The following is a 16530-nucleotide window of genomic DNA, read 5'->3' as shown; positions in this document are numbered from 1 at the left end:
GATGCCAACAGGAGGAATTCATGAGCGAACGCTTCATCGCTTTCGAAGGCGTGCGTAAATCCTATGACGGCGTCAGCTATGTCGTACGCGGTCTGGATCTCGACGTCGCCAAGGGCGAATTTCTGACCCTTCTCGGCCCTTCCGGATCCGGCAAGACGACGACGCTGATGATGCTGGCCGGCTTCGAGGCTCCGAGCAGCGGGACCATCACCCTTGCCGACACCAGGATCGACAGCGTTCCACCGCATCGGCGCAATATCGGCGTGGTCTTCCAGAATTACGCCCTCTTCCCGCATATGACGGTCGGAGAGAACGTCGCTTTTCCGCTGAAGATGCGCCGGCTCGGCAAGGCGGAGATTTCCGAGCGGGTTCGCCGCGCGCTCGACATGGTGCGCATGGCGAGTTTCGAAACGCGGCGGCCCAACCAGCTTTCGGGCGGCCAGCAGCAGCGCATCGCGCTCGCCCGCGCGCTGGTCTTCGAGCCGCAGCTGGTGCTGATGGACGAGCCGCTGGGCGCGCTCGACAAGCAGCTTCGCGAACATATGCAGCTGGAGATCAAACATCTGCACGCCCGCCTCGGCATCAATGTCGTCTACGTCACCCACGACCAGGGCGAGGCGCTGACCATGTCGGATCGGGTCGGCGTGTTCAATGATGGCATTCTGCAGCAGATCGCGGCCCCGCATGCGCTCTACGAAACGCCGGCCAATCCCTTCGTCGCAACCTTTATCGGTGAGAACAATGCCATATCGGGCGAAGTCGTCGCGATCGACAATGGCCTCTGCCGGATCCGCGCACCTGACGGCTCGATCATCATCGGCCAGGCCGGAGAAGGCTTGAAGGAAGGCGCGCGGGCAACCCTGGTGCTGCGGCCGGAGCGGATCCAGCTGGCGCCGGCGGCAGACCTTGCGAACCGTTTCACCGTCATGCTCAGGGAAATCATCTACCACGGCGACCATGTGCGCTTACGTGTCGCCGCCTGCGGCTGCGACGACGTCTTTATCAAGGTCGCCGCCGCGCAGGATATTCCGGTTCGCTCGCTCGGGTCGACCGCCATCATCGGCTGGGCGCCGGAGGATTGCCGGGCGCTCGCGCTCTCCTGACCCGGGTGCTCATTCTTTCGTAAACGCAGCAACAAAAAGGGGAACCACCATGATGCGTTTAAACTGCATGCTTCTCAGTTCCGTCATCGCTCTTGCGACCGCCGGAGCCGCATTTGCCGAGGAAACGCTGACCGTCACCTCCTGGGGCGGCGCCTATACGAAGAGCCAGGAGGAGGCCTTCTTCAAGCCCTTCGCCAAGGAAACCGGCACGAAGATCCTCCAGGATGAATGGGACGGCTCGACCGCCAAACTCAAAGGCATGGTTGAAACCGGCCAGGTGACCTGGGACGTCGTCGACGTCGAACCCAGCCATGCGCTGCAAGGTTGCGACGAAGGCTGGCTCGAGACGATCGACTATTCGAAGCTCGGCGGCAAGGACGCCTTCATCGATGGCGCGGCGATGGATTGTGCGGTCGCAACCATCGTCTTCGGCACCATCTATGCCTACGACGCCGCCAAGTTCCCGAACGGCGGGCCGACGACCATGGCCGATCTCTTCGATACCGCCAAATTCCCCGGCCCGCGCGCCTTGCGCAAATCGCCGAAGACCACGCTGGAATTCGCGCTGATTGCCGACGGCGTCAAGCCTTCCGAGGTCTACGACGTGCTCGGGACGCCGGAGGGCGTCGACCGCGCCTTCAAGAAGCTCGACACCATCAAGAAGGATGTGAAGGTCTGGTGGACCGCCGGCGCACAGCCGCCGCAGCTTCTCGCCGATGGCGAAGTGGTGATGACGACGGCCTGGAACGGCCGCATCTTTGACGCCGTCAAGAACAGCGGCAAGAACTTCAAGATCGTCTGGGATGGCCAGGGCATGGACTTCAATCTCTGGGCCGAGCCGAAAGGCTCGAAGAACAAGGAGCTGGCGGACAAGTTCGTCGCCTTCACCGTCAATCCCGACGTGATGGCGCAGCAGTCGAAATATATCTCCTATGGCCCGACCCTGAAGGCGGCCATAACCAAGGTTCCGCCGGACATTCTCGCCGATTTGCCGACAGCACCGGAGAATACGAAGAACGCGTTTGTCGTCTCCTCCGAGTTCTGGGCCGACCATGACGAGGAGTTGACCGAACGCTTCAACAAGTGGCTCGCACAGTAACCTCGTCGGGCGGGCGAATAGTCCCCCGGCTTCGCCCGCCCCTTTCTCTACCGCAAAAAGGCATGAGCGATGGTGACCGCGACAATGAATGAAGGCGACGGTTCGATGATTGCCGCCGGCATACGGGTGAAAAGCCTCGGCAGTGCGAAAAGCAAGGCGCGGCTGAGAGCGCTGCTGCTGGTCGCGCCTCTGCTGGTCTTCCTGCTGCTCGTCTTCGTCCTGCCCATCGCCTTGCTGTTGACCCGCGCGGTCGACAACAGGGCGGCTTCCGCCGCCCTGCCCTATACGATGTCGGCGCTTTCCACCTGGGATGAACAATCCGCGCCGGACGAAGCACTGTTCGCCGCCTTCGCCGCCGATCTGAAACAATCGCCCCGCGATCAGATCGCCGAGGTGGCCAAACGTCTCAATTATTACGAGGCGGGCATGCGCTCGATGCTCTTGAAAACCGCGCGCACCATCCGCAATGCCGAGCCGCCCTACAAGGCCGCCTTCATCGCCATCGATCCCAAATGGGAGACCCCGCATTACTGGACGATCATCAAGAACGCGTCGCCGCCCTTCACCGACTACTATCTGCTCGCCTCGCTCGACCTCGAGCGCGATGCGTCGGGCGCGATCGGCAGGGTCTCGGCGGAGAATGCCGTGCATGTCGACGTGCTGATCCGCACCTTCGTCGTCAGCGCGTCGGTCACCGTGATCTGCCTGTTCCTCGGCTATCCCCTCGCCGCCCTGATCGCCCGCTCGAAAGGTGCGGTCGCCAATACGCTGCTGATCCTGGTGCTGCTACCGTTCTGGACCTCGCTTCTGGTGCGCACCAGCGCCTGGGTCGTGTTGCTGCAGGGGCGCGGCGTGATCAACTCGGCGCTCATCTGGCTGGGTCTCGTCGATCCCGCGCGGCCCCTCGACCTGATCTACAATCGCATCGGCGTCCTGATCGCCATGACCCATATTCTGCTGCCCTTCATGGTGCTGCCGATCTACAGCGTCATGAAGAGCATACCGCCAGTCTATGTGAGGGCCGCCTCCTCGCTCGGCGCACCGCCCATATCGGCCTTCTTCCGCATCTACCTGCCGATGAGCATGCCGGGTGTCAGTGCCGGCGGCCTGCTCGTCTTCATCCTGGCGCTCGGCTACTACATCACGCCGGCGCTGGTCGGCGGGCCGGGAGATCAGATGGTGAGCTATTTCATCGCCTATTATTCCAACCAGGTCACCAATTGGGGCATGGCGGCGGCTTTGAGCACGATCCTGCTGGTGGCGGTGCTCATCCTCTACGCCGTCTATAATCGCATCGTCGGCATCGACCGGCTGAGGATAGGCTGATGACCAACTTCCTGTCTTTCCCGCGACTGTTTTCCATCCTCCTGTGGCTGGCCGGCGGCCTGGTGATCCTGTTCCTGATCGCGCCGATCGTCGCGATCGTGCCGCTCTCCTTCAACGCCGAGCCGTTCTTCACCTACCCGATGCCCGGCTTGTCGCTCAGATGGTACCGCGAATTCTTCGATTCCAACGTCTGGCAGCTGGCGCTGAGGAACAGCAGCATCGTCGCCGTCTGCGCCACTGTCCTGTCGACCTTTCTCGGCACGCTTGCCGCGATCGGCCTCAGCCGGCCCTCCTGTCCGGCGCGGGCAACGCTGACCGCCATTCTGATCTCGCCGATGATCGTGCCGGTCATCGTGTCGGCGGTCGGCATCTATTACGCCTTCGCTGCCGTCGGGCTGCTCAACAGCCTGACCGGGCTGGTGCTGGCGCATACGGCGATCGGCGCGCCCTTCGTGGTGATCACCGTGACCGCGACACTCGCAAGCTTCGATCACAATCTGATGCGGGCGGCGTCCAGTCTCGGCGCAACCCCTGTCGAGGCGACCTTGCGCATCATGCTGCCGGTCATCGCCCCGGGCGTGGCCTCCGGCGCCCTCTTCGCCTTCGTGACGTCGTTCGACGAAGTGGTGATTGCGCTCTTCATCGCCGGTTCCGAGGAACGCACGCTGCCGCGCCAGATGTGGAGCGGCGTGCGGGAAACGCTGAGCCCGACGATCGCCGCCGTCGCCACTCTCCTCATCCTCTTTTCGACGCTGTTCCTCGCCACCATCCAATGGCTGCAGCGACGCGCCGAACGCCAGAAGATTGCGCACAGGGATTGATGAAGGAGGCGAGCATGCAGATCGAACGTTACGAGACCGGAAAACGGATGAGCCAGGCCGTCACCTGTGGCGGCTTCGTCTTCCTCGCAGGCCAGGTCGCAGTCGACGCGCCGGGCGCGTCCATCCGCGAGCAGACGACCAATATCCTGACACGGATCACTCGACTCCTGGACGGCGTGGGCAGCAATCCGACACGAATCCTCAGCGCGACGATCTGGCTTGCGGACATGTCCGCATTCGAAGACATGAATGCCGTCTGGGACGACTGGGTGCCATCCGGCCATGCGCCGGCGCGCGCCACCGTCGAGGCAAGACTTGCCGCGCCACAATATTCCGTGGAAATCGGCATTATCGCAGCAGTCGGCAATTGAGCGCGGAGCCTTGCCGGAAGCGCCTGCCACGCAGTTCATATCGAATGCCGCAAGGGACGAGCGCGTAAGGCAAGCCGCAACGGCCAACCGTCTTCGGATAAATTTCGTCCGCATGCTTGACGAAGACCATGAGTTGCAAAGCCGTGACACTCGTCGGCAACCCTCGAAAGGGGCCGCGGGCAACTTGCCTTTGTATCATTTAGTCTTTAAGGACGCCCCAATTTCCAAGGCGTAGGGACTGAACCGGCATGTCGCATCACCAGAGCAAAACATCCGAGCTTGGCGTCACGGCCGGCGATCTCGATCGCTATTTCACATTTCTCCGCCACGTGCTCGTGAATGCCGCCGCCTCGCGACCGGCTGATGAAGGCCTGGATTATGCAACTGCGGTGAGTGAGGCCATGCAACTCGCCCGTGCCACCCATGACGCCGGCCGGAAGATCATCTTCATCGGCAACGGCGGCAGTGCGGCCATTGCCAGCCATATGGCGACCGACTACTCCAAAAATGGCGGACTCCGCGCCATGGCGATGAACGACGGCGCAACGCTGACCTGCCTCTCGAACGACCTCGGCTATGAGAACGTCTTCGCAAAGCAAATCGAAATGCATGCGAATGAAGGAGATCTGCTGATCGCGATCAGCAGTTCAGGCCGATCGGAAAGCATTACCAAGGCCGTCCGCACCGCCCGCGAAAAAGGCGGCGCCGTCATCACGTTGAGTGGCTTCGCGCCGGGCAACCCGTTGCGCGCGCTCGGTGATCTGAATTTCTACGTTGCTTCCGATCAATATGGCTATGTGGAGATTGCCCATCTCGCGATCTGCCACGCCATATTGGATTTTTCCTGCGGCCTCGTCCCGCCCAGCCTTTCCTAAGAGCCGTATCACGCGCATGAATTTCTCCCCCACCCACGATCCGGAATTGACGCTTCTGACGCCAGACGACGACGTCGCCGAACCGGAAGTAACCATCCTCGTCCCCTCGCTCAACGAGGAATTGACGATCGGAACCTTCGTCGATTGGTGCCGTCAAGGCATCGCGGCAAGCGGTGCGGCGGTGGAAATCCTCATCGTCGACAGTTCGACCGATCGCACGCCGGAAATCGCCCGTGAGAGGGGTGCGCGCGTGTTGCGGACGCCGAAGCGCGGCCTGGGCCGGGCTTACATCGATGCCATTCCCTTCGTCCGCGGCAAGTTCATCATCATGGGCGATGCGGACTGCACCTATGATTTTCGCCAGATCGCGCCGTTTATCGAAGCCTTCCGGAAAGGCTATGAGTTCGTGATGGGCTCGCGGTTCAAGGGCTCGATCGAAGCCAATGCAATGCCGCCGCTGCACCGCTATTTCGGAACGCCCCTGACGACATGGATTCTCAATCGCATGTTCGCCAGCCGCTTTTCCGACATCCATTGCGGCATGCGGGGCATCAGCGTCGATGCCTTGCTCCGCATGGATCTTCGTTCGCAGGGTTGGGAATATGCCTCGGAAATGGTGCTGAAGTCCGTGCATATGGAGCTTGCCACCACCGAAGTGCCGATCCATTTCCTCAAGGATCCGGAAGGACGGCTAAGCCACATGAAGCGGCGGGGCTGGATGGAGCCGTGGCGGGCAGGCTGGCGCAATCTGCAGGCCATGTTTGTCTACGGGTTTGATTTCTTTCTCGTCTGGCCGGGTCTCCTGCTTCTCGCCCTCGGCTTGATCATGATGCTGCCGTTGCTCGCTGGCCCCATGTCCATCGGCGGTGTGCGGTTCTCGTCCAACGCCATGTTGTTTGCCATGGCTATGGCCGTCCTTGGTCAATCAATGCTGGTTTCGGCGGCGATCGGTCGAGTGATTTTCGACTATTCGGGACATGTGCAGCCCCGTTTCGAGCGGCTTCTGCCTTACAATGCAACGATCTGGGGATCGGTTATCGCCGTTCTGGCAGGCGCATTGTTGGCGGTTCCGCTGTTCGATTCCTATGTCGGCAACGGATACGTGCTGCCCGAGATCGGCATCGAGACAAACTGGGCCGTCTTCGGGCTTTGGCTTATCATCACGGCGTTCCAGATCTTTATATCAGGCCTCATGGTACGAGCCCTCGGCGTTATGTTGCCGGTCAAGAAAGCTGCGCCGCCTCTCGCGGGATAAGAGCCACGAAAGGGGCGATCATGATCCTAGGCTGGTGCACGGTTCTTTCCATAATCTTATGGGGCCTCGTGATCGACCGAGGCATCGTTGCCCGGCTCAACCGACATTGCGATCAACCCTTTCGAGATGGCGCCGATTTCCTATTCAGCGGTATTCTGCCGGCTCTGGCGATATCAGGCGCAGCGGCTACCGTCCTTGGCGCATTTCATGGGTTGCGATGGGAAATCGTTCTTCCTGTCGTTGTGATCTCGATGATCTGGCGGCGGCGTGATCTCGTCGCCGTTCTCTGCGACCTGGCTTCGCTGCTTCGTAAAATTGCCGCTCAAACGAAAACCGGAAATCCGTTGCCGGCGCTTGCGGCCTTCACATGCGTCATACTCTGCTATGTCTCGAGCGTTCTGGCCCTATTTCCGTCTGGTATCGCCGACGTGTGGGTTTTCCATATTCCGCTCGCAAACAGCATCATCGATCACGCCGGCTTTGTGTCGCCGCAGATCGACCATCCCTTCTACGGCAATATTCCGCTCTTCTTCAATCTGCTGTTTGCGCTCGTCATGATGGTCAGCGGTCACTGGACCGGCGCGTCCGTCATGAATATCGCGATTTTCTTCGGGTTTCTGTTTCTGCTTTCAAGCTGCGCCAGCCGTTGGCGGGCATGCGGGTTTTTCCTGGTGGCCGCTCTGATCCTCAGCATCCCCTTCTTCAGAGGGAGCGTCGGCGAACCGATGACGGATCTGGCCCGGTCGTGTTTCTCGGTCGCAGCCGTGCTTTTCCTGTGGCGTTATCTGGAAACTCGGCGCCCGGCGGAGCTTTTCCATTGTGCGCTCGTGTTGGGGGGAGCGGTCGGCGGAAAATATACCGAATTGCAAATGGTTGGCCTCATAGGGCTGGCATTGCTGCCGATGCTCCTCAAGGGACGGGTATCGCTGCCGCTCTTTCTGTCATGCCTCTGCGCATTCCTCGCGGTCGCGGGCTACTGGTATGCGAGAAACCTGATCGTCCTCGGCAATCCGATCTATCCTTTCATGTTCGGTCATCCGGGCCTCACCGACGCTTGGATGGCGGATTACATGCTCGAATTGGGCCGGGCTTTCGATCCCGCCAACCGGCATTTCGTGACGAATCTCGCAACTCTGCAAGGCTGGCGCGATTTCCTCCATATTCTTTACCAGTGGTTTCTCGCGAGCAAGCCGAATGCTTTCGTCGCTCTCGCTTTGATACTGGCCGGCCTGGCAGTAGCTTTCCGGCGCATCGCATTCCTCGCAGCGATTACCGCTGCCATGTTTGTGATATGGTACACCGTTATGTTCAATCACATCAGGTGGGCGACGCCAGCCTATCTGCTCTTCTTTTCGACAGGGTTTATCGGCGCCTCGTTGGTTCGCGAACGGCTGGATCAATGGCTCGACCGACGGGTGCTGCCGCAAATCGCTCCCCTTGCGAAAATTGCCTCTTCGCCGGCATCTATGGTCGCCAGCCCGGTGGCCATCGGCTTGCTGGCCGGGGGACTCTGGATTTCCCACTGGCATCGGATGGGCGGCAGCGACATCGATCCCGTCAAGGCGAAAGAGCTCGACGTCGTGCTTGGGATGATCAGCGTCGACACCTACATGGAGAGCCATCGCGAAGCCTATTTCATGTACCGCTATATCGCTGATCATGACCTGCGAACCGTTTTTCAACCCTTCGATACGGCCAATACATTATTGTCGACGGCTTATAACGACGGCCGCGATGGGGGCTGGCAATTGCCGCGCTACGTGCTGCCTGCACCGGGTTCGGATATCGATGCTTTCATCAGGGACAATCATATAGGCTACTTCATCGTTCCCCCCGATGCCGGCAGCGCGTTCCTCGCCGAACGCATCGGAGAAGACAAAATAGCGGTGGCCAACAGCGTCATAGCCCGCATGATGCCCCGTGCCTCGCTGATATTGACGGATCGGTTCGGCTGGAAGCTCTACCGTTTCGACGCGGATCGGGCATCGTGACCACTCCGTCCTCCCGCGCATTGCTTCGCATCGGCATCCCGGTTCTGAAAGTGGTCGTCGCGCTTGGCCTCGTCATATGGATCGCGCTTAAGGTCGATTTCACGGAAGGATGGGCGGCGGTCCGGACCCTGTCAGCGACGACCATCTGCGTCAGTGTCATCCTTCTTCTCTTCCAGGCCCTGCTTTCGGCGTGGCGGTGGTGCCTTCTATCGGAGATGATCGGACAGAGGCTGAAAATATCAGGCGCCATGAAACTCTTCATGCAAAGCCTCTTTTACAATCAGGCTCTTCCCAGTCCCATTCCAGGCGATGCCGCGCGCATATTCGGCGCCCTCAGATACGGCCTGACGATCAAGGAAGCCACGCTTGGCGTCGTCATGGACCGTATCCTCACGCTGTTCGGGCTGGCGGTCGTTGCGCTGATCGGACTGATCATCATGCGCGCCTTTTACGGGCACGACTTCCCAATCCCCTATCTCACCGAACTGACGGCACTCGGCGTCGCGGGAACCATCGCATCGGCCCTGGTGTTCAGCTGGCGTCGCCATCTCTTCGTTCGGCTTCTTCCGGAAAAGCTGCACGCGCTGAACGAGGCGCTGGGGGCTTTTCTCGCCCACCGCAGAATGCTCGGAATATTTCTATTAACCCTCGTCATCCACGGCTTGGGTGTCGTCTCGCTTGAGATCCTCGTTCTCGGTCTTGGTCTCCCGCTCGACTGGGGTCAGGCCGCAGCCGCGTTCCCACCAGTGCTGTTGATCGCCATGGTTCCCATTTCCGTTGGAGGATGGGGCCTGCGCGAAGGCGGCATGATCATCTCGCTTGCCGTGTTCGGCATCGGTACGACGGAGGCCGCAACGCTGTCGGTGGTTTTCGGCCTGTTGCAGCTTGTGGTCGGCTTGGCGGGTGGTGTATTCGTCCTTTCGCGTCCTCATTCGGGAAAGATCAAAGCGCTCTGACGAGCCTTAACAGATCATATGGAGCTGCCGACATGCATGCCTTGGTAACGGGAGGGGCCGGATTTATCGGCAGCCATCTCTGCGATCGCCTCTTGGACTCGGGTTATCGGGTAACGGCAATCGACAATCTTCATCTTGGCCGGATGCGCAATATAGATCATCTCCAGGGCCGGGCGGATTTTCGCTTCCACAAGCTTGATATGCTCGATCGGGAAGGTATGGACCACCTCTTTGCGGAGGACCGTCCTGATGCAGTTTTTCATCTCGCCGCCAATTCCGATATTGCCGCAGGCAATACCAATACGGAACTGGACCTGCAGCTGAACCAGCTGACGACGACGACGCTGCTTGCCATCATGCGCAAGCATGATGTCGGCAGGCTTTTCTTCGCCAGCACTTCCGCGGTGTTCGGCGAAGCCGAAGGCAATATTCACGAGAACCACGGCCCCTTGCAGCCGATCTCGTTCTATGGCGCCAGCAAGCTTGCTGCGGAGGCCTATCTATCCGTCTATGCTCTGTCATTCGGCATCAAGACGCTCGTGCTGCGCTTTCCCAACGTCGTTGGCGAACGTTCGACGCACGGTGCAATCTACGACTTCATCAATAGGTTGAAAGCGGATCCGACGAAGCTTCAGGTTCTCGGCAACGGAAGGCAGACGAAGCCCTATCTCTATGTCGGCGATCTGGTGGATGCGATTCTCCTGGCCTGGGACAAGGCGCCAGGCGCCTATGAAGTGTTTCATGCCAGCGGCATCGGCGAAACCTCCGTCCGGGATATTGCCGAGATCGTGGTCTCGAAGGTCGCAGCCGGAGCCGCTATCGAATATGGAAGCGAGGATCGCGGCTGGCTGGGCGACGTTCCGCGCTTCAGCTACGACATCAGCAAACTGATAGCGCTGGGCTGGTCGCCGAAGCGAAAGTCGACGGAAGCGGTTGAACTCGCCGTGGAGCGGATTCTGGCGAATGGGTTCTAACACCGCTATCCGCGAGGCAATCATTATTGCCGGAGGCCTTGGAACGCGCGCGCGCAGCATGACGGGCGATGCCATTCCGAAAGCCCTCCTGCCTATCGACGGCGTGCCGATCATTCTGAGGCAGATCCGCGTCCTCGCCCGCGAAGGCGTTCGGCATGTGCGCGTGCTCGGCGGCCACCTCGGCAGCCAGCTCGAGCCTGCTCTCGGCCCGGAAGCGGAAAAGCTCGGCATTGCGATCGAGGTCTTCGTGGAGACGTCGCCGCTCGGCACGGCCGGCTGCCTGACGACTTTGGACACGATCGCCGACGATGTCCTGATCGTCTATGGTGACATGCTTTTCGATCTCGATCTGTCGGCGCTGGCGCGGCATCGCCAGCAATTTCCCGCCGCCCTGACGATCATCGCGCATCCCAACGATCATCCGCGCACATCCGATATCGTCGTTCAGAAGAACGGCTATCTCACGCGCCTCTTGGCTCGCAAGGCGCCACGCGATGCGGATTGGCGCAATCTCGTGCCGGCCGGCTTGTACGTGGCTTCCGGTCAGTTCTTCGAGACGCTCCTGCCGGGCCAGCAGGCCGACATGATCCATGATGTCATTCCCGATCTTCTCGAGCGTTCCATTCCGGTCGCAATCTACGACACGCCCGAATATATGAAGGATACCGGCTCTCCGAGCCGGCATGCCGCCGCGGCCGAGGATCTTCGCCAGGGCCGTGTCCATGCAATCCACTTATCGGTCCGAAGACCCGCGGTGTTCTTCGATTGCGACGGCGTGCTCAACGAAGACGTCGGCGGCCATGGCGTCATTCATCCCGACCAGGTGACGTTGGTCGGCCGCGCCGGCCAAGCGGTACGGCTCGCCCGCGAGACTGGCTTCCTCGCGGTCGCCGTAACCAACAGGCCGCAGGTCGCCAAAGGCCTGCTTGACGAAGCCGGCCTGGATCATGTTCTCGGTCGTCTGGAGGCCGAGCTGGCCGAAGACGGCGGCGTCCTGGATCGTATCTACTTTTGTCCGCATCATCCGGACAAAGGGTTCCCCGACGAGGTGCCCGAACTCAAGATCGATTGCGCTTGCCGCAAGCCCGGAGATCTGATGATCCGCCAAGCCATGGCGGAACTGCCGATCGAAAAGTCGAGATCCGCCATCATTGGGGATAGCCTGCGCGATATCGGTGCGGGCCGCAAAGCCGGGATCTGGGCCTATGGCGTCCGGACCGGTTACGCCCTGCGGGACGATAGGAGCTATCCTGCCGCAGAAACAGGAATCCCCCGCGCCGACCTGGTCTTCGACACGGTCTATGATGCTGTTCGCTTTCAATGCAGCTACCACGACACTGGGCAAGCTCTCTTCAAAGCGATTGATGAGCGGCTTTCCAATGCGGCAGGCCCGCTGCTCGTGGGCATATGCGGTCGTTCACGCTCAGGGAAAAGCACGTCCGCGCATGCCGCACAACGGCTTCTCTCGGAAGCCGGGCGCAGCGTGCTGCGGCTGGAGCTCGACCGCTGGATACTGCCGCTCGAGCATCGCCGACCCGATATGGATGCGGAAGAACGCAACAGGGTGGAGCATTATCCCGAGATCGTCAGAATGCTGCGTCAATCCGGACGGCTCGAGGCACCGGGTTACGACGCGGCAAGCCGTGGCCAGCATGCATCTCCGACCCTCTACGATGCGCGTGATGCCGACGTGATCCTTCTGGACGGCATCTTTGCCGGACATGCGTCGATCCGCGAGGACGTCGATATGACTGTCTTCGTCGAAGCCTCGCAGCAGGCGCTGCTGGAGCGCTTTCATAAGTTTTACGCCTGGAAGGGCCTAACACCAGCGGCGGCCGAAGAGCTCTGGCAGTCGCGAATTCAGGAAGAGTGGCCGAGGATCGATCTGCAGCGCACATCGGCCGATATTATCATCAATCTCGAGGAGGCACTCCTTTGATCGTTTCATCCGCACCTTTTCGGGTCAGTTTTGCCGGCGGCGGCTCGGATATAGCGTCCTATTACCGTCGTCAGGCGGGCGCGGTATTGTCCTGCGCGATCGCCAAATACAGCTTCGTGATCGTGCACAACTATTTCAACGAAAACAAATATCACCTCAAATACACCCGCACCGAACTGGCCGACACGCTTGAGGATATTGCCCATCCGCTGCTGCGCGAGGCCTTGCGCATGCATCGGGTCGAGCCCGGCATCGAAGTCGCCTCCGTCGCCGACATTCCTTCCGGCACCGGTCTCGGATCCTCCAGCTCCTTTTCGGTGGCGCTGATCAACGCGCTTTATGCCCACCGGTCGCGCTTCGCCTCCAAGGATCAGTTGGCGGAAGAAGCCTGCAAGCTCGAAATCGACATCCTGAAGGAGCCGATCGGCAAACAGGACCAGTACGCAGCAGCGCATGGCGGCCTGAACTTTATCGAGTTCAATTCCAATGGCGGCGTGAACGTTCAGCCCGTTGTCCTCAGCTCTGAGAAGATGGCAGAGCTCGAGAGCAATATCCTGCTGTTTTTCACTGGCAGCCAGCGCGATACGCGTTCTGTGCTGTCGACGCAGGTGCAGGCGATGGAAACGGATGAGGACAAGTTCCGGACCGTCGAGCGCATGGTGCAACTGGCCTACGAAATGCGCGACATCCTGATGAGCGGGGATCTCGGTGCCTTCGGCGAAGCGCTGCATCGCGGATGGATGATGAAGAGGTCGCTGACATCGCAGATCACCAACAGCACGATCGACGAGTTTTACGATGCCGCGCGGGCTGCCGGTGCGATCGGCGGCAAGCTCGCGGGTGCCGGCGGTGGGGGCTTCCTCGTCCTCTATTGCCCGAAAGACCGCCAGGCAAAGGTCCGGCAAGCGCTGTCGCAACTCAAGGAGATCGAGTTTCGTTTCGACTGGAGCGGCGCGCGCATCGCCTTTGCACAGTAGAGGGCGTGAATGGCACAGCGTCTTATCATCACGGGATCGACAGGCTATATCGGCGCAAGACTTGCGGCGACAGCGCGTGAGCTCGGCTTCGAGGTGATTGAATTCGGCCGGCGCTCCGGAGCGAAATGGCGCATCGGGGATGAGCCTGCTGCATCCGATCTGGAGGGAGCGGCCGCAGTCATCCATCTCGCGCATTCCTGGGCGACCGAGCCGGAGGCGGCTGAAGAAAACAACATCAATATATCGGGAACCGTTAAACTGGCCGAAGCGGCAAGAGCGGCCGGCGTGCCGCACTTCGTCTTTTCCTCCTCCACATCGTCCCGGCAGGAAGCGCTCAACGTTTACGGACGCACCAAGTTCAGGATCGAACAGCACCTGGCTGCCAGCTCTGGAGCACCCATCGTTCGCATCGCGCGGATCGGTCTTGTCTACGGCGGCCCACGGGTTGCGATGTACGGCCTGATGGCGAAGCTGGCAGGCTTGAGTCCGCTCCTGCCGATGATAGGGCTCAGCCGAAAGGTCCAGCCGATTCATCTCGATGAGGTTGCTGCAGGCCTTTTGGCGCTGGCGACCCGGGAAGACCTGCAGCCGCAAACATTCATGCTCGCGCAGGAAAAACCGATCAGCTTCGCCGCCTGGCTCAGCATTCTTCGCCGCAGCCAGGGCAAGGGCAAGCTTCATTTCATACCGATCCCGCTGGGCTTCGCTCTTTTTGCCTGCCGGATGACCAAGCTTGTGCCGTTGATCCCGACTGTCGATCCGGAGCGGGTCCTGGGGCTCGCGGGCGCAGCACCGATGGAGAGCGCGGAAAGCCTCAGGCTGTTGAACTTGAATCCGGCCGATCCGATAACGGTGCTGACGCAAGAGTTTGCCGAAACAGACCAGGAAGAGCCCCACGGTGAGGCGAAGGCGCTGCTGCAATATCTCGGCATCACGCCGACAGAGTTGCAACTGCAGCGGTTCGGCGAAGGGCTTCGGCGCGAAGGGCTGTCGCCGCTCGGCCTCTCCCCAATGCTGATCCGGCATCCGTGCCTGCTCGCCCTCTTCGAGCCGCCGGCCAATCGCACGCAGCATCGCCTGGCGCGCGCCCTCTATCTCGCAGATCTCGCGAGCGAGCCGGAAAGATATTCGGCCAAAAAGACCGGACTTTTCGGCGCCATGTTGACCATCGCCGGCGATGTCCTGCTGTTCCCGCTCCGCGCGCTTTTGGCGGGACGATACCGATGAAGACGCCCGATGCCGACTTCATCATCGTCGGCAGCGGCCCGGCAGGCGTCTCCGCTGCGTTTCCACTGATAGCGGCCGGGCGCCGCGTGCTGATGCTGGATGCCGGCAATGATGCCGGATCGGAGGATGAGAGCCGCAGCGCCCGGGTCTTGGGACGCAATCTGGAATCGCTGCGCGCCGACGATGGCAGTTCACCGAAACTGCAGACCCCGGTGGCCCGCGGAATTCTTGAACGGTTCCGGCGCGAGTCAGGGATCACAGGCGACGGATTCATGCCGGTCGCCAGCCTCGCCCGCGGCGGTCTTTCCAATATATGGGGAGCGCAAATCAGCTACCTCGATGCCGAGGACATCGCAGCTTGGCCTATCGATATCGAGCTGCTGCAGAGATCCTACGAACGTATATCGCAACGCGTCGGGATCAGCACGAATGCCGATTTGACCGCAGGCGCCAACAGCGGACCTGTCCTGCCACTTGGCGCCACAGCCGCCCATGTCCTTCGTCGGCACGAGATCGCAAAGCCGGCGGATGGGTCGTTTCGGCTTTTTCCCGCCGTCAACGCCATCCTTTCGGAGCCGAGGCCCGGGCGGGCGGCGTGCGACCTGCGCGGCGACTGTCTCTATGGCTGCCCGAGCGGCGCAATCTATAACAGTCGGCAGGATCTGCTTGCGTTGCAAAAGTCGCCGCATTTTCGGTTGCTCGACAACATGCGGGCCATATCTCTGACGTCCAACGCGGGCTGGACGATCGGAACGGCCGACGGATCGTCATTCTCTGCGCCGAGGATCATTCTCGCCGCCGGCGTGCTCGGAACCGCCGCCCTGTTGGCGGACCTCCTGCCGATCGGCGGTGAAGGACTGCGCCTTTTGAACAGTCCGACACTCGCCATTCCTCTGCTCTCTCCGGCAAGATTGCTGCGCTCGGCCACGGCGACCCACAGCCTGGCGCAACTTGGATTGTCGCTGCGTTACGGCGAGCGCGCATCCGATTATGTGACGGGAGCGGTCTATGAAGTCGGCTCGCTGCCGGCGCAGAGCTTCGTCAACAGGATGCCGCTCGGCAGAAAGGCCGGGCGGGCTGCGTTCGAAACGATCGCCGGCAGCCTGCTGGTTGCGACGATCTATTATCCTGGCGACCAAAGCCGGAGCTACATCCATCGCGATACAGCGGCAGGAAAAGGCATGACCGTCCGGGGCGGTTTTGCAGACGGTTTCGATATCCGCGCCAAGGATCTGAAAAGAAGGCTTCGCCGCGAGTGGCAACGGTTGGGGCTCATTCCGCTTCCGGGCGCATCGCTGGCGGAACCGGGGGTCGATGCGCATTTTGCCGGCACCCTGCCTATGGGCGCAACGGGGCCGTTCGGTACCTCGGTGGACGGTGAATTGAATCTCCATCCGGGTCTTCACGTCGTCGACGGCTCGATTCTTCCCGAACTCTCCTCGAAATACATCACAATGACAATTATGGCGAATGCCGATCGCATTGCCCAGCGCCTCGCTGAAACGGAAGCAAACCCGGCGCTCTGATGTCCGCTGCCTCTTTCAGGTCCGCAATTGCGGCAAGGCATCGCCGGCCAATGATAGCAGCGGCCCGGCGAAGCACAGTCGCCGATCGAA

At 60.9% G+C, this 16530-nt stretch carries 14 protein-coding genes; all 14 read left to right on the top strand.

Features of this window, described 5'->3' with window-relative positions; all coding sequences use genetic code 11:
* The first annotated feature begins 20 nt into the window (after positions 1-20).
* Positions 21-1103 (top strand): ABC transporter ATP-binding protein, encoded by a 1083-nt coding sequence (locus CO671_RS12620; RefSeq protein WP_097606197.1) that lies wholly within the window; start codon positions 21-23, stop codon positions 1101-1103.
* Between the two features lie 49 nt (positions 1104-1152).
* A complete protein-coding gene (locus CO671_RS12615) occupies positions 1153-2202 on the top strand; it encodes an ABC transporter substrate-binding protein (protein ID WP_097606196.1) in 1050 nt (349 codons plus the stop codon).
* 69 nt (positions 2203-2271) lie between these two features.
* Positions 2272-3528 (top strand): ABC transporter permease, encoded by a 1257-nt coding sequence (locus CO671_RS12610; protein WP_097606195.1) that lies wholly within the window; start codon positions 2272-2274, stop codon positions 3526-3528.
* A complete protein-coding gene (locus CO671_RS12605) occupies positions 3528-4349 on the top strand; it encodes an ABC transporter permease (protein ID WP_097606194.1) in 822 nt (273 codons plus the stop codon). Before CO671_RS12610 ends, CO671_RS12605 begins: the two co-directional genes overlap by 1 nt.
* Before the next feature lie 14 nt (positions 4350-4363).
* A complete protein-coding gene (locus CO671_RS12600) occupies positions 4364-4720 on the top strand; it encodes a RidA family protein (RefSeq protein WP_097606316.1) in 357 nt (118 codons plus the stop codon).
* 248 nt (positions 4721-4968) lie between these two features.
* The gene (locus CO671_RS12595) at positions 4969-5595 is read left to right on the top strand and encodes an SIS domain-containing protein (protein ID WP_097606193.1); all 627 of its coding nucleotides are present in this window, start codon (positions 4969-4971) and stop codon (positions 5593-5595) included.
* A gap of 16 nt (positions 5596-5611) precedes the next feature.
* Complete coding sequence (locus tag CO671_RS12590; RefSeq protein ID WP_010034485.1) at positions 5612-6850, top strand: glycosyltransferase family 2 protein; 1239 nt, start codon at positions 5612-5614, stop codon at positions 6848-6850.
* 20 nt (positions 6851-6870) lie between these two features.
* Positions 6871-8841: a hypothetical protein gene (locus tag CO671_RS12585; RefSeq protein WP_097606192.1), complete on the top strand. Its 1971-nt coding sequence runs from the start codon at positions 6871-6873 to the stop codon at positions 8839-8841.
* On the top strand, positions 8838-9797 hold the full coding sequence (locus CO671_RS12580; protein WP_097606191.1) for a lysylphosphatidylglycerol synthase transmembrane domain-containing protein: 960 nt from the start codon (positions 8838-8840) through the stop codon (positions 9795-9797). The genes CO671_RS12585 and CO671_RS12580 overlap by 4 nt, the downstream gene beginning before the upstream one ends.
* Before the next feature lie 32 nt (positions 9798-9829).
* On the top strand, positions 9830-10771 hold the full coding sequence (locus CO671_RS12575) for an NAD-dependent epimerase/dehydratase family protein (RefSeq protein ID WP_097606190.1): 942 nt from the start codon (positions 9830-9832) through the stop codon (positions 10769-10771).
* Positions 10761-12710, top strand: coding sequence for an HAD-IIIA family hydrolase (locus tag CO671_RS12570; RefSeq protein ID WP_097606189.1), 1950 nt, complete (start codon positions 10761-10763; stop codon positions 12708-12710). Before CO671_RS12575 ends, CO671_RS12570 begins: the two co-directional genes overlap by 11 nt.
* Positions 12707-13687 (top strand): GHMP kinase, encoded by a 981-nt coding sequence (locus CO671_RS12565; protein ID WP_097606188.1) that lies wholly within the window; start codon positions 12707-12709, stop codon positions 13685-13687. Before CO671_RS12570 ends, CO671_RS12565 begins: the two co-directional genes overlap by 4 nt.
* A 9-nt stretch (positions 13688-13696) precedes the next feature.
* Positions 13697-14914 (top strand): NAD(P)-dependent oxidoreductase, encoded by a 1218-nt coding sequence (locus CO671_RS12560; RefSeq protein WP_097606187.1) that lies wholly within the window; start codon positions 13697-13699, stop codon positions 14912-14914.
* A complete protein-coding gene (locus tag CO671_RS12555) occupies positions 14911-16440 on the top strand; it encodes an FAD-dependent oxidoreductase (RefSeq protein ID WP_097606186.1) in 1530 nt (509 codons plus the stop codon). The genes CO671_RS12560 and CO671_RS12555 overlap by 4 nt, the downstream gene beginning before the upstream one ends.
* Positions 16441-16530 lie beyond the last annotated feature (90 nt).

Origin of the sequence: Rhizobium sp. M10 (assembly GCF_002531955.1) — a bacterium.
GTDB lineage: Bacteria > Pseudomonadota > Alphaproteobacteria > Rhizobiales > Rhizobiaceae > Rhizobium > Rhizobium etli_C.
The sequence above is the reverse complement of the archived record's forward strand: the minus strand, read 5'-3'. Positions and strand labels throughout refer to the sequence as shown.